Raw genomic sequence first — 14,299 nt, 5'->3', positions numbered from 1 at the left:
ATACTCCCCGTGACCCCCGACACCCCCGGGCCATCCGGGGAACACCCGCAGGTCACCGCCCGTTCTACTGCTGGTCGGCACGTGGACGCCGCACCGGACGTCAGGCCCGCGAGGCACCTCCCCCCAGGCCCGCGCGGCACCTCTCCCCGAGACGTTGCAGGTGCGCCCACGCACGCCCGACCGCCGTCGGCCGAACGGTTCCCCCCACCGGACGGCCGACGGCCTTTACTTCCGACGAACCCGCAGCTCAGACCATGTACTGGTCATGACGGGCGTACAGCTCGGTCCACTCCTGCGGGCTCAACTGCCGCCCCGACTCCCCGATCTCGGCCAGTTCCCGGAAGTACTCCTCGCGCGGCGGCGCGGGCGCGAAAAGGATCAACATGGACGCGGGCTCGTCGGCGTCGTTGCGGAAAGCGTGCACGCCACCCTCCGGCACGTAGAGGAAATCGCCCGCGACCGCGTTCACCCACGTCTCGCCGTTGAACAACCGGACCGTTCCCGAGATCACGTAGAACGACTCCGAGAACGTCTTGTGGAAGTGCGCCGCCGGACCGCCGGCGTGCGGCGCCATCCGCCACTCGAACAATCCGAACTGCTTGCGCGTGACGTCGCCGGTGCCGACCAGCCTGGCCTGGGTCAGCGGCCGGTCGATGGTCGGCACCTCCGCCACCGGCCGCCACACCGCGCTGACCTCGCCGACGTCCCCTGTGTACGACACCCAACCCCTCCAAAAGTGAATTATGTTCAACTCTCGTCCGCCGCCGCGGTTCGATCTAGACTCGCCCGATGCCCCATGACGCTGATGTCATCGTCGTCGGCGCCGGCCTGGCGGGCCTGGTCGCCACCGCCGAACTGGCCGACGCCGGTCGCAAGGTCATCCTGCTCGACCAGGAGCCGGAGGCCTCGTTCGGAGGTCAGGCGTTCTGGTCGTTCGGCGGGTTGTTCCTGGTGGACAGCCCGGAGCAGCGGCGGTTGAAGGTCAAGGACTCGGCGGAGCTCGCGCTGCAGGACTGGCTCGGCTCGGCCGCGTTCGACCGCGACGCCGACCACTGGCCGCGTCGGTGGGCCGAGGCGTACGTGAACTTCGCGGCGGGCGAGAAGCGGGCCTGGCTGCACGAGATGGGCGTGCGCTGGTTCCCGCTCGTGCAGTGGGCGGAGCGCGGCGGGTACCTGGCCGACGGGCACGGCAACTCCGTGCCGCGCTTCCACGTGACGTGGGGCACCGGGCCCGGCATCGTGGCGCCGTTCGAGCGGCGGGTGCGCGAGGGCGTGGCGCGCGGCCTGGTGCAGCTGAAGTTCCGGCACCGCGTGACCGGGCTGACCACGACCGGCGGCGCGGTGGACGGCGTGCGCGGCGAGGTGCTGGAGGTCAGCACGGCCGGTCGGGGCGAGCCGAGCTCGCGGACCGTGTCCGGCGAGTTCGACCTGCGCGCGCAGGCCGTGGTCGTGACTTCGGGCGGCATCGGCGCGAACCACGAGATGGTGCGCCGCAACTGGCCGGCCCGCCTGGGCACGCCGCCGGAGCACATGCTGTCGGGCGTGCCGGACCACGTGGACGGCGAGATGCTCAAGGTCGTGCAGGACTCCGGCGGCGAGATCATCAACGAGGACCGGATGTGGCACTACCCCGAGGGGATCGCCAACTACGCGCCGGTCTGGAGCAGGCACGGCATCCGCATCCTGCCCGGGCCGTCGTCGCTGTGGCTGGACGCGACCGGCTCGCGGCTGCCGATCCCGCTGTTCCCGGGGTTCGACGCGCTCGGCGCGTTGGAGCACATCGTCAAGACCGGGCACGGCTACTCGTGGTTCGTGCTCAACTCCAAGATCATCGGCAAGGAGTTCGCGCTGTCCGGGTCGGAGCAGAACCCCGACCTGACCGGCAAGGACGTGCGCGCGGTGCTGAGGCGGGCGATGCCGGGCGCGGTCGCGCCGGTGGAGGAGTTCGCGAAGCGGTCGGACGAGTTCATCTTCGGCCGCACGCCCGAGGAGCTGGCGGCCGGCATGAACAAGCTGACCGGCACGTCGTTGATCGACGCGGCCGCGTTGCGGCGGACCATCGTGCAGCGCGACCGGCAGGTGATCTCGGGGCTGGGCAAGGACATGCAGGTCAACGCCATGCGCGAGGCGCGCAAATTCATCACTGACAAGCTGATCCGGGTGGTCGAGCCGCACCCGCTGCTGGACCCGAAGGCCGGGCCGCTGATCGCCGTGCGGCTGTCCGTCCTCACCCGCAAGACGTTGGGCGGCCTGCACACCGACCTGTCGGCCCGCGTCCTGAAGGCCGACGGCACCCCGCTCGACGGCGTCTACGCGGCCGGTGAGGCGTCCGGTTTCGGCGGGGGCGGCGTCCACGGCTACCGCGCGCTGGAGGGCACGTTCCTGGGCGGCTGCCTGTTCTCCGGCCGGGTGGCGGGCCGCGCCGCCGCGGAAGCGACCGGCTGAGGGCGCGCCACCCGTTCGAGTAGGCAGAACTGCGGACCGCCGCGCCGGACCGGCCGCTACGTTCGGTCGATGACGTGGGCACGGCGGGTGGCGGTCGCGGTGGTGGCGGTGGTGGTGCTCGTGGCCGCCGCGTGGTTCGGCTACCGCCTCACCGCCGACCCGCCCGCGACCGGGGCGGTGCCGTCCGCGCCACCGACGTCGCCCTCGACGTCGACCGAGCCGGACCGCCGGATCGACCCCGCACCGGACGAGCCCGCCGACTTCTACGCCGGGCGCGTCCCCGGGTCGTGGGCGCAGGTGATCAGGACCCGGCCGGACGGGCTGCCCGAGGTCGGCGGACCTCCGATGGACTCACGCGCGGGCGCCGGTGACTGCGCGCCGCCCTACCGCGCCGCACGTGCGGCCGGCGGCGTCGACGCGCACCGGACCGACCTCCGGATCACCGTGATACCCAGGTCGTTCAAGACCGTCACCGTCACCGCGCTGCGGATCCGCCGCCTGGACGTCCGCTGGGTCGGCGACCAGCCGCGATACCTGTACCTGTGCAAGCAACCCCTGGACAGCGGCGGGTGGCGGACCGACTTCGAGGTCCACGCGCACGAGGCCGAGGTGCACGAGCCGCTCCGGGACGGCGACGCCCTGCCGCAGACCGTGACCGCGGACCGCAGCGACGTGTGGTGGGTGGTGGGCACGGTCGTCGCGATGGACAACGTCCACCAGTGGCAGGTCGAGGTCGACTACACCGCGGACGGCGTGCCGCGCACCAAGGTCCTCGACCGGGACGGCGACGGACAGGCGTTCGTGACCGAGGCGGCTCAGCGCACCTACGACCTCGACGAGACCTTCGCCTGGTGCACCGAGCCCGGTTCGCCGGGGTTCCGCACCGGGTGCTGACCGGCGGGTCGGGCTAGCGGCCCGACCACCCCGTGCCGATCGACGAGTACGAGTGCGCGACACCCGTCGTGGCGGCGGTGGCGAAGTCGCCATCCGGACCGGTCACGGTCTCGGTGCGCGGCTTGCCGCGGCTGGTGTACTCGACGTCGATCTGCCAGCGGCACAGGCACTTCGTGGTGATCGGGGTGATGTCGATGGTCTTGGTGGCGTCGTGCGGCAGCTCCTGCACGGTGTCCGACGCGTAAGGGGCGCCCGCACCGCCGTCGCGGGTCTGGTGGCGCACGATCGGGCTGTCCTCGTCGAGGTCCACCACGACGCGGTCGGGCGAGCCGGACGAGTCGCAGCCGAACGCCGTGCCGGTCGGCGGCGCCAGTCGCTCGGTGACCCGCACGACGATGCGGTTCACCACGGCCGTGCCGCCCTGGTTGTGCAGGTTGAGCCGGACCACCGTGCCGCTCGCGTAGGCGCCGCCCCGCTCGACCGCCCACCGGACGACCGACCGGCAGCTCTTGTCGTTCGGGAAGTCCTGCGGCCCCAGGTCCTCCCCGAGCACGGCGGCGGGCAGGTCGACGTCCGGCTGGTAGGCGGCGGTGGCCGTGAGGTCGGGCTCGCGCGACCAGTACCCGTAGAAGGCCGCGCCACCGACCACCAGCCCGACCGCCGCCACCGCGACCAGCGCGTGCCACCAGCGGAGGCCGCGCTTGGCGACGTGGACGCCGCCGTGCACCACACCGGCCTGCACCACCGTGTCGACGGTGGACCGGTCCACCGCGTTCCGGGAGGTGGGTTCGTCGTTCACCATCGCCGCCCCTCGACGTAGTGGACCAATGTAGGGGCGCGGTCATCCGACCGGGTACGTAGAAGGGCGGATTCGCCCGTTGGTGTTTCAGAGGGTCGGGCAGGTGGTCAGGTCCAGCTTGCGGGCCAGGTCGTCGGCGTCGGCCAGGCGCAGGTCGCGGTACAGGTGCAGGGCGGCCAGCCAGTGCGGTCGGGCGGCGGCCGGGCCCTCGGACTGCTCCAGGACGTCCCCGATCGCCCGGTGGCACAACGCCTCCTGGTAGCGGTCGCCCAGGCGGGCCGCCAGCGCCAGCCCCGCGCGGTAGGACTCCAGGGCCTCGTCGGCACGGCCCAGCTGCTGGGACGCGGCGCCCACGGTGTGCAGCGTCGCCGTGTGCGCCTTGGACGGCGCCGCCGGGAACAGGCCCAGCGCCTCCGTCGCGTGCCGCAGCGCCTCCTCCGGCTGGTGCTTGCGCAGCAGCACGTTGGCCAGGTTGTTCTGGATGCTCGCCTGCGACCGGTTGTCGCCGACCTCCCGCGCCACCTCCAGCGCGTCCAGGATCGTCTCCTGCGCCCGGTCCAGCTGGTCGTCGGCCATCAGGCAGTACCCGAGGTTCGCCAACGCCGCCAGCTCCAGGTGGCGGTCGCCGTCCGCCAGCGCCGCCGCGCGCGTGCACGCCTCGATCGCCTCGTCGATCCGCTCCAGGTCGGCCAACGTCGAGCCCAACCGCAGCAGGAACGTCGCCTCGGCGTGCCGATCGCCCAGCGACCGCGTCGCCGCCAACCCGATCCGGCACAACGCCAAGCGGTCCAGCCGGTTGCCGCGCCGGAAGTGGAACGCGTCCAGGCACAGCGCGAGCTGCCACGTGCGCTCCCGCTGCCCACCGTTCACCGCGATGTCCAGCGCGAGCCCGAGGTTCGCCTCCTCCAGCGTGAACCAGTCCAGCGCCGCCGCGTGCGAGGACAGCTCCGGGAACGACGCCGGCCGGTGCTCCGCCGGTCCGAACGGCCGCACGTGGTCCGACAGGTGGGCCCGCGCCCGGTCCGCGACGTGCAGGTAGTAGTCCAGCAGCCGGTTCGTCGCCACCTGGTTGTCCACTTCGGACTCCGTGGCCGCCAGGTGGTGGGTGAACAGCCGCACCAGGTCGTGCCGCGAGTACCGGTCGGGCGTCGACTCGTGCAGCAGGTTCGCGTAGGCCAGCGTTCGCAGGTGCGTCCGCGCGCTGACCACGTTGATGTCCAGCAGCGCCGCCGCCGTGTAGCTGTCCAGGTCCGTCCCGGGGTGCAGGCCCAGTCGCCGGAACAGCCGCGCCGCGCCCTCCGGCAGCTCCCGGTAGCTCACCGCCAGCGCCGCGTGCACCCCGCGCCCCGCCTCCGGCAGCGACAACGCCGACAACCGCCCCTGCTCGTCGCGCAGCTCGTCCACCAGCGACTGGATCGTCCACCGCGGCCGGGACGCCAACCGGGCGCCCGCGATCCGCAGCGCCAGCGGCAGCCGGTCGCACAGCTCCACCAGCTCCGCCACCGCGTCCGGCTCCTGCTCGATCCGCTGCCGGCCCAGCACCGCGGTCAGCAGGTCCTCGGCGCTCGACTCCGGCAGCGTCGGCACGGGCAGCGACGACGCGCCCTCCGTCACCACCAGGTCGTCCAGCCGGTGCCTGCTCGTGACCAGCACCAGGCACCGCGACGAGCCGGGCAGCAGCGGACGGACCTGCTCGGCCGACCGCGCGTTGTCCAGGAACACCAGCACCCGCCGCCCGGCCAGCAGCGACCGGTACTGCGCGGCCTGGTCCTCCAGGTCCACCGCGATCTGCGAGTCGGTCAGCCCCAACGCCCGCAGGAACCCGACCAGCGCCGTGCGCGGGTCGAGCGGCTCGGTCTCGTCGAACCCGCGCAGGTTCACGAACAGCTGCCCGTCCGGGAAGTCGCCCGCCACCCGGTGCGCCCAGCGCAGCGCCAGCGCCGTCTTGCCGACGCCGGCCGGACCGACCAGCAGCCCGATCGCCGAGTCCTGCCCGCTCAGCGCCGCGCCGAGGTCCGACAGCTCCTCCTCACGCCCGACGAACCCCCGGTGCTCGCGCGGCAGCTGGGCGGGCGCGCGGTCCACCGGCGTCGACGGCGCGGTGTCGCCCGCCAGCACGGTCTGGTAGGCCTCGCGCAGCTCCGGCCCCGGGTCGACGCCGAGCTCGTCGGCCAGCCGCTCCCGCGTCCGGTGGAACAGCGCCAGCGCCTCGGCCTGCCGACCGGTCCAGTGCAGCGCCAGCACCAACCGCGACACCAGCGCCTCGCGCAACGGGTTGGCGTCCACCGCGTCGCGCAGCCCGGACACCGCCTCGGCCGCCCGGTCCAGCCGCGACAGCCGGGTCGCCAGCTCCTGCACGGCCACCAGCCGCAGCTCCTCCAGCCGCGCCGACACCGCCTCCCGCAGCTGGTCGCCGGGCACGTCGGCCAGCACCGGGCCGCGCCACAGCGCCAACGCCTCCCGCAGCAGCCGCACGGCGTCGGCGTCCGTCGCCTCGCGCGCGCTCACCAGCAGGTCCTCGAACCGGAACACGTCGACGGCCGCGCGCTCGGCGGTCAGGACGTAGCCGGGCGCGCGGGTGACGAGCGCTACACCGCCGGCGAGGACCTTGCGGAGTTGGGCGATATGTCCTTGGAGGGCGGCTTTGGCCTGAGGCGGTGGTGAGCCGTCCCACACCAGCTCCAGCAGCCGGTCGCCGGACACCACGCGGTTGAGCTCCAGCGCGAGCGCCGCCAGGACCGTCCGCCGCTTGGCCGCGCCCAGCCGAACGGCTTCCCCACCTGCGGAAACCAGCTCGACGGGGCCAAGCAGGTTCACCCGCATCCGCAAGCCCTTTCGGCGTTGTCACCGTGTAGTCGAAGAGTTTCCCACAGTCGTCACCGCACTCCGGCGGGCCGCGTTGGGCGCGCGTTGGCCGGGCGTTGGAGCACCGGTGAACGGTCGGTTTCGTCCAGCAGGCTGCCTTCGCGAGGGATACCGATGTACATCGCCGAAAACGGGGGTGAAGTGGCCCCGCCCCAGGAGGTCCCGACCGTCAACGGTCAGGTCGTGGCCCTCCAGGAGACCGTGAACTCCGGCCGGGTGTCGCTCGATCCCGCCACCGGCGAGGAACTGCGCAAGATGCTCCTGGAGCAGATGGACCAGGTCGACTCGTGGCTGGAGCGCGCCGGCCGGCTGGCCCGTCCCGCGCCCATCGGCCGCAACCCCGTCGGCGACCGGCTGGCGCAGAAGTTCGAAGCCCGCGCGGACGGCGACCCTCGGTCGTTCGTGGCCGTGATGACGGCCTACCGCGAGGTGCTCCAGCAGACGCACGACTCGGTGCAGAACGCGATCCGCAACTTCACCGCCGTCGACGACGAGAGCAGCGTCGAGCTGCGCAAGCTGAGCGGGAACTAGGGGGCTGGCGACGATGGCGACGGAGCGCGTGGAACTGCGGGCCGACGAGGCGAGGCGGTTGGCCCGGGAAGAGCGGGAGATCGACCTGGTCCTGACCGACACCCAGAACTGGGCGTCCCGGTCGCACCGCGAGCTGTACGAGGCGGTGCACAACAACAACGACCCCGGTCAGACGGGCGAGATCGGCGCGGAGTGGGGCCAGTTCGGCACCGAGCTCACCGAGGCCGCGCGGCTGATCAACGAGCGGGTCGCGGTCAGCGAGTCCGGCTGGACGGGCGACGCGGCCGACGCGGCGCGACTGGCGATCAAGGGCCTGGCCGACTGGGTCACGCACACCGCCGAGACCGCGGTCGAGGTCGGCAAGCGGGTGCAGGACGAGAGCCAGATCATGGAGAACGCGCGGGCCAGCATGCCCGAGCCGGTCGAGTTCAACTGGGACCAGGCCACCGGCGTGTTCACCGCGGGCGGCATCCAGGGCCTGGCCAGCTCCGCCGCGGACGTGCAGGCGGCCAACGAGCACGCGCGGGCGCTGCACGAGCACGCCGTGACGGTCATGAGCACGATGGAGCGCGAGTCGCAGGCGGTCGACCAGACCACGCCGCAGTTCAGCGCGCCGTTCAACCCGGTCACCGGCCGCACCGAGGAGCCGCAGGTCGCGCTGATGCGGGCCACGTCGACCGCCACGTTGGCGGGCGCGGCGGCGGACAGCGTCGGCGGCGCGGGCGGCGCCACGGCCCCCTCGGCGTACACGGCGACGCAGCCGGCGCAGCAGATGCAGGCGTTGCGGCCGATGGAGCCGGCGCAGGCCTACCAGCCGTCGCAGTCGACGCCCGCCACGCAGCCGGGCGGGTACTCGCCCGCCGCGGCGTCCTACCAGACGGCCCCCGGGTCGTACGGCAGCGGCACGTACGCCAGCGGCGCGTCGGCGCCGACGGCTCCGTCGATGCCGTCGAGCCCGCAGCCGATGTACCGGCCCGAGGGCACGACGGCCGCCGCGGCGGCGGCCCAGGTGCCGGTGGCGAACCCGTACACCCCGCCGTCCGGTGGTGGCAACTACACCTACACGCCGCCGGCCAACAGCGGCTACACCCCGCCCGGCGGCAGCGGGTACGTGCCGCCGTACCAGCCGGCCAACCCGAACACCGCGCCCCGCCAGGGTGGCGGCACCCTGCCGCCCGGCGTGAAGCCGCCGACCTACGTCCCGGCCGGCAGCCCCGGCACGCCCCCGCTGCCCGGCATGCCCGGCGGCGGTGGCGGTGGCGGCGGTGGCGGCGTGCCCGGCGCGCGGATGCCCGGCGGTGGCATGCCCCCCGGCGGCTTCGGCGGCGGTGGTGGCGCCGGTGGCTTCGGCCCGACCGGTTCCGGCGGCGCGGGTGGCGGCGGCTCGCTGGCCGCGGGCGGCTCGACCGGCGCGATCGGCAACGCGGGCCCGCGCGGCCCGATGCCCGTCGGCGGCTTCGGTCCCGGCGGCGCGGCGGCGGGGACCCCGATGGCCGGTGGCGCGCCGATGGGCGGCGCCGGCGCGGGCGGTCAGGGCGGCGAGGACAAGGAGCACCGCGCCGCGGCGTACATCCGCGGCGAGGACATCTTCGAGGTGCCGGGTGAGAACCTGCCCCCGTCGGTGATCGGTGGCGCCAAGCCCAAGAAGAAGGGCGACCAGCCGTGATCGACCCCGAGTTCGTGCTCACGCCGCGAGAGCTGGACGTGCTGTGGCACCACCTCGACCTCGGCCGGCTGCCCTACCCGCTGGACGTGCCGAGCCTCGGCGACTCCGAGGAGGAGCGCAAGCGGTTGCGGGAGGAGGTGCTCGCCGCGTACGGCGAGCCCGACCCGCGCCTGGTGGCGCTGCTCCGGCTGCTCGGCGACCACGAGGTGGCCGTCGACGCGATCGCCCACGTGGACCGGTCGGTGCGGGCGGTGGCCGTGTCCGACGGGCAGCGGGCGGCGTTGGCGGTGATCGACAGCGGCTCCATCGGGGTCTTGGAGATCCGGCCGACGGCGTTGGCCAGGTCGATCGTCGAGGTGCTGCCGGACGGGTCCGCGGGGCCGGGCAGCGCGTTGTCGCTGCGGCTGGAGACCTTGAACGCGGCCGTCGCGCTGCAGGACGAGCAGGCGGACGACGACGGCGACGACCCGTGGGGCAGCGGCGAGCTGGACGAGCGGGAGGCTCTGCAGAAGGCCGGGCTCTCGCGCGAGGACGCGACCGCGGTCAGCGAGCTGGCCGCGAGCCGGGTCGCGGGCGGCCAGTTCGGGGTCAGCGTGGGCGGCGGCTACCGCCGTGAGCGGGCCGGCGCCCTGATCACGTGGTTCGACACCCCCCAGGGCCGCTACCTGATGGTCCACGAGGACGGCTGGCTCAGCCTCGCCCCGACCGACAACGACCGCATCGCCACCCGGATCGCCTCGGTCCTCTCCACCGTCTCCTGACCGCACGCGGGGCCTGGACTGCGGACTCACCCCCGTGAGCCCACCTCCAGGCCCCGCGTGTCGAACCTCCAGGCCCCGCGTGCCCCACGCTCAGGTCCTCGCGTGTCCGACGCTCAGGACCCCGAGTCCAACGCTCAGGACGCGGTCGACCCGGCCCGGAACCGCTCCACCACCCGCGAGTAGCTGTCGTCACCGTGCCCGTCCTCGACCACGGCACGCAGCAACTGCTGCGTGTACGACGGGAACTCCACGTCGATCCCCCGCTCCCGGCTCTCCCGCACCAGGTCGTCCACGGCCGGCAGGTGGTGCTTCAACGCGCCGAACGGCACCGCGTACTCACCCCGGTCCACCTCCTCCGCCAACGACGGCAGGTAGCCGAGCAGCCCGGTCAACGACGCCGCCGCCTCCTCCACGAACCGCTTCACCTCCACGCCCTGGCTCGACAACAACGCCGCCGCGTGCAGGAACCCGTTGAGCGTGCCCCACATCGTGCCGTTCATCGCCAGCCCGAACAGCGCCGGCGCGCCCGCATCGTCCCCGAGGAATTTCCCGCCGCCACCCAACAACGACAACACGTCGCGGTAGCGCTTATAAGCGCCCTCGTCACCGCCGAAGAACAACACCGAATCCGGGTGACCGATCGCCGGCGCGATGGTCATGATCTGCCCGTGGACGTACTCCGCACCGCGTTCCACGGCCCACGAAGCCACTTCACGCGCCTCACCGGACGTCCCGTCGGTCAGGTTCACCACGACCCGCCCCGCCAACGACCCGGCCGACGCCAGGATCGACCGCGCCGCGTCGTTGCCCTTCACGTTCACCACGACGAGATCACCACCGGCCACGGCCTCCGCCGCCGTCGACGCGCCCACCGCGCCCTTGGCGACGAGCGCGTCCGCCTTGCCCGGAGAGCGGTTCCACACCGTGGTCCGCTGCCCGCCGTCGAGGAACGCCGCCGCGAGCGCGCTCCCCATCTCCCCCAAGCCCAACACAGTGACAGCCATGGACCCGACGCTAAAACCTCAGGTTTACTAGAGGTCAAGCCGACCCCGAGATCACGCCCCGCTGAAGAGAAGCGCTGATCGTCTTGCCGAACGCCGACCGGTGGGAAGTAAGCTGACCGGGACCCACGGTCCGCATTAACCCATTCGAGTGACAATAGTCGGGGAATTCGCATGTCGGAGCGACGAATGGCACCCAGAGCCGAATGACGACGGCAGACGCGGCGAGACTCGGTGACGAGCCCGGCCAACCCCGGGTCGCCTTCGCACGCGAGTGGGCCGCCGCCATCGCGCCGTCCGCGGTCCCGTCCGACGCGTCCTCCGGCGCTCCCGACGAGTGGCCCGACGAACGGCTGGAAGACCTCCTCACCGGGCTCACCGCCACCCTGCGCGCCGCCGTCCGCGACGACGGGTCGACCGCGACGGCGCGCGAGGTCGGCCGCGGGCTGGTCGAGCACGGCCTGGCGACCTCCGAGACGCTGGAGCGCACGCTCGCGTTCGTCGGCGAACACCTGGCCGCCGACGTCGAGCCCGGCCGCCTGATGGCCGCCCTGGGCGCGCTCGCCGCCGGGTTCACCGACGCCCTGTGCCAACGCACGCTGGACGAGCAGGAACAGCACCACGAGCTGAGATCCACCCGGTCGACCGAATCCGCGGTCCGGGCGAGTGAGGCGAAGTTCCGCGCCGTGTTCCGGACCTCGGCGTTGGCCATCGCGGTCTCCGACGCCGAAGGCGTGATCCTCGACTGCAACGACGCCATGCTCGCGATGGTGGACCGCACCGCCGAGGAGCTGATCGGGACGCTCGGCCGCGACCTGGTCCACCCGGACGAGCGCGAGGTGATCTCCCGCGCCGCCCAGCTCTTACACGCGGGGCACGAGCACGTGCGCAGCGAGACCCGGCTGGTCCGCGCCGACGGCGAGCTGGTCAACGTCCTCATCGCCCTCGCCCTGCTGCGCGACGACGACGGCGCGCCCGCCTTCTACGTCACGATGATCGAGAGCCTGGACGAGGTCCGGGCGCTGCAGTCCCAACTGGTGCGGCAGAGCCTGCACGACATGCAGACCGGCCTGGCGAACCGGTCGCAGTTCGTCGGCTGGCTGGAGGGCGCGGTCGGCTCCCGCGGCCCCGCGACGCTCGCGCTGGTCGTGTTCGACCTCGACGGCTTCCGGGTGGTCAACGACGCCTACGGGCACGAGGTCGGCAACCGGATCCTCACCGCGGTCGCCGGGCACCTGCGGTCGGTGTTCGACGGGGTCGGGCAGCTGGCCCGGATCGGGCCGGACGAGTTCGCCGTGCTGATCCGCGACCCCGCGGACGTGCGCACGGTGGTGACGCTCGCCGAGTCCGCCGTCGAGCGGTTCGCCGAACCCGTGTGGGTGGGCGACGACGGCATCGGCGTGACCGCCAGCGTCGGCATCGTGGTGCGGCCCGCGCGCGGTGCGGACGCGGCCGAGCTGCTGCGGTGCGTCGACCTGACCGTGCGGTGGGCCAAGGACGACGGCAAGGCGCAGTGGGCGCTCTACGACAAGGAGCGCGACCAGCGGGAACGGGCCCGGATGCGGTTGGCGGCGTCCATCGCGGGCGGGCTGGAGCAGGGCGAGTTCCGGGTCGACTACGAGCCGGTGCACTCGCTGGCCGACGGCGCGCTGCTGGCCGTCGAGGCGCGGTTGCGGTGGGACCACCCGACGGAGGGCGTGCTCGACCCGCAGGAGCTGGTGTCGCTGTCGACGTGCACCGGGATGGCGGCCCGGCTGGGCCAGTGGGCCATCGCGCGGGCGTGCGCCGACGCGGGCCGCTGGCACGCCGAGTTCGGCGACGCCGCGCCCGTGCTGAGCATGGACCTGACCGCCCGGGAGTGCCAGGAGCCGGAGCTGGTGGCGACCGTGCGGCGGGCGTTGCGCGACGGCGGGCTGCCCGCGCGGCTGCTGCAGTTCGAGCTGGGCGAGCAGCTGCCCGCGCTGATCAACGACGACCAGGTCGACGAGCTGACGTACCTGGCCGAGGACGGCGTGCGGCTGGTGCTCGACCAGGTCGGCGGCGGCAACGTGCCGATCGACCGGCTGCGGCGGATACCGCTGACCGCGGTGAAGTTCCAGGGCTCGCCGGTGTACGGGCTGGCGGAGGGCGCGGGCCGGATCGAGGAGAGCGCGGCCGTGGCGCTGCTCACGTGGTCGCGCACGTTGGGGCTGCCGCTGTACGCGGCGGGCGTGCGCACGGAGTTCGAGGCGCGGCGGCTGGTGGAGCTGGGCGTGACGGGCGCGCAGGGTCCGCTGTTCGGGTCGGCGTTGCTGACGGCCGACGACGTCCGCGGGATTCTTGGCAAGTCCTGACCCGGCGCTCAGGCTGCGCATAGGGTCGGGGACGAGCCTGGGGCCATGACGACAGAGGACTTCCCCGCCGTGAGCGGGTCGTTGCAGGAGCGGGCGCCGTTCTGGCGGCGTCGGACCGGTGCGGTCGTGACCTCGGCGGCGCTGGTCGCCGCCCTGGTCGGTGGCGCCACCGGCGGGGTGGTCGGCGCGCTGAACGCCTCGTCCACCGCGCAGGCGCCGGTGAGCGGCGGCCAGGTCGCGCGGAACGCGTCGTCCGCTTTGGACGTCTCGGGCGTCGCGGCGCGCGTGCTGCCGAGCGTGGTGCAGGTGAACGTGGTGTCGGCGCAGGGGCAGGGCCTCGGTTCCGGGGTGGTGCTGACCCCGGACGGGCGGATCCTGACCAACAACCACGTGGTCGCGGGCGCGCAGAAGGTGACGGTGACGTTGAGCGACGGGCGGACCGTGGACGCCACCGTGGTGGGCGCCGACGCGTCGAGCGACCTGGCGGTCGTGCAGGCGTCGGGCGTGAGCGGGCTGACGCCGGCGACGTTCGGCGACTCCGATCAGGTGAAGATCGGTGACGAGGTCGTGGCGATCGGTTCGCCGGAGGGCCTCCAGGGCACCGTGACGTCCGGGATCGTCAGCGCGCTCGACCGCGAGGTCACCGTGCCGGGCACGTCGACCGGCCGCCGCGGCTCCTCGACGGTCAGCTACCAGGCGATCCAGACCGACGCGTCGATCAACCCCGGCAACTCGGGCGGGCCGCTGGTCGACTCGGCGGGCCGGGTGATCGGCATCAACTCGGCGATCTACTCGCCCGCGTCGGACGGCGGCGAGGCGGGCAGCGTGGGCATCGGCTTCGCGATCCCGTCCAACCAGGTGCGGCAGCTCGTCGACCGGCTGTGAGCACCGCTGGTGCGGCGGCGTGCGGCCCGGGGGGCCCCCGCCCCCCGGCGCGGCCCCCCGGGCCCCACCGGGGCCGCGGCCAGTGGGGGGGGGTGGCGGGCCCCGGAAAGCCCCCCCCC

General features: G+C 73.5%; 11 protein-coding genes. 7 read left to right on the top strand and 4 right to left on the bottom strand.

The window, feature by feature from the left end; genetic code table 11:
- Window positions 1–247: 247 nt before the first annotated feature.
- The gene (locus tag ABTZ99_RS35240; protein ID WP_498784610.1) at window positions 248–721 is read right to left on the bottom strand and encodes a cupin domain-containing protein; all 474 of its coding nucleotides are present in this window, start codon (window positions 719–721) and stop codon (window positions 248–250) included.
- Window positions 722–789: 68 nt separating this feature from the next.
- Between ABTZ99_RS35240 and ABTZ99_RS35235 the strand changes: the two genes are divergently transcribed.
- The gene (locus ABTZ99_RS35235) at window positions 790–2,445 is read left to right on the top strand and encodes an FAD-binding dehydrogenase (RefSeq protein ID WP_499617607.1); all 1,656 of its coding nucleotides are present in this window, start codon (window positions 790–792) and stop codon (window positions 2,443–2,445) included.
- Window positions 2,446–2,514: 69 nt separating this feature from the next.
- Window positions 2,515–3,339 carry a hypothetical protein gene (locus tag ABTZ99_RS35230; protein WP_499617605.1) on the top strand — a complete coding sequence of 275 codons (825 nt, stop codon included), beginning with the start codon at window positions 2,515–2,517 and terminating at the stop codon, window positions 3,337–3,339.
- Between the two features lie 13 nt (window positions 3,340–3,352).
- Here the strand turns inward: ABTZ99_RS35230 and ABTZ99_RS35225 are convergent, their stop codons facing one another.
- Window positions 3,353–4,141, bottom strand: coding sequence for a hypothetical protein (locus ABTZ99_RS35225; protein WP_499617603.1), 789 nt, complete (start codon window positions 4,139–4,141; stop codon window positions 3,353–3,355).
- Between the two features lie 84 nt (window positions 4,142–4,225).
- Window positions 4,226–6,961, bottom strand: a complete 2,736-nt coding sequence (locus ABTZ99_RS35220; protein ID WP_498784602.1) for an AfsR/SARP family transcriptional regulator — start codon at window positions 6,959–6,961, stop codon at window positions 4,226–4,228.
- A gap of 156 nt (window positions 6,962–7,117) precedes the next feature.
- Here ABTZ99_RS35220 and ABTZ99_RS35215 point away from each other — a divergent pair, with 156 nt between their 5' ends.
- Genes ABTZ99_RS35215 through ABTZ99_RS35205 form a run of 3 tightly spaced genes read left to right on the top strand, consistent with a single transcriptional unit; the run spans window position 7,118 to window position 9,961 of the window.
- The gene (locus tag ABTZ99_RS35215) at window positions 7,118–7,534 is read left to right on the top strand and encodes a hypothetical protein (protein ID WP_498784600.1); all 417 of its coding nucleotides are present in this window, start codon (window positions 7,118–7,120) and stop codon (window positions 7,532–7,534) included.
- Between the two features lie 13 nt (window positions 7,535–7,547).
- Window positions 7,548–9,200, top strand: a complete 1,653-nt coding sequence (locus ABTZ99_RS35210) for a PPE domain-containing protein (RefSeq protein WP_498784598.1) — start codon at window positions 7,548–7,550, stop codon at window positions 9,198–9,200.
- On the top strand, window positions 9,197–9,961 hold the full coding sequence (locus ABTZ99_RS35205) for an ESX secretion-associated protein EspG (protein WP_498784596.1): 765 nt from the start codon (window positions 9,197–9,199) through the stop codon (window positions 9,959–9,961). The genes ABTZ99_RS35210 and ABTZ99_RS35205 overlap by 4 nt, the downstream gene beginning before the upstream one ends.
- A gap of 134 nt (window positions 9,962–10,095) precedes the next feature.
- Here ABTZ99_RS35205 and ABTZ99_RS35200 read toward each other — a convergent pair whose 3' ends face one another.
- On the bottom strand, window positions 10,096–10,965 hold the full coding sequence (locus ABTZ99_RS35200) for an NAD(P)-dependent oxidoreductase (RefSeq protein ID WP_499617600.1): 870 nt from the start codon (window positions 10,963–10,965) through the stop codon (window positions 10,096–10,098).
- A 203-nt stretch (window positions 10,966–11,168) separates the two neighbouring features.
- Between ABTZ99_RS35200 and ABTZ99_RS35195 the strand changes: the two genes are divergently transcribed.
- Together ABTZ99_RS35195 and ABTZ99_RS35190 are read left to right on the top strand one after the other, a co-directional pair.
- The gene (locus ABTZ99_RS35195; protein ID WP_499617598.1) at window positions 11,169–13,295 is read left to right on the top strand and encodes a putative bifunctional diguanylate cyclase/phosphodiesterase; all 2,127 of its coding nucleotides are present in this window, start codon (window positions 11,169–11,171) and stop codon (window positions 13,293–13,295) included.
- A gap of 45 nt (window positions 13,296–13,340) precedes the next feature.
- Window positions 13,341–14,180 (top strand): S1C family serine protease, encoded by an 840-nt coding sequence (locus ABTZ99_RS35190; RefSeq protein WP_498784590.1) that lies wholly within the window; start codon window positions 13,341–13,343, stop codon window positions 14,178–14,180.
- Window positions 14,181–14,299: the final 119 nt, after the last annotated feature.

Source organism: Actinosynnema sp. NPDC002837, from assembly GCF_040295345.1.
Taxonomy (GTDB): Bacteria; Actinomycetota; Actinomycetes; order Mycobacteriales; family Pseudonocardiaceae; genus Actinosynnema.
This window is presented reverse-complemented; position numbering and strand designations above follow the sequence as displayed.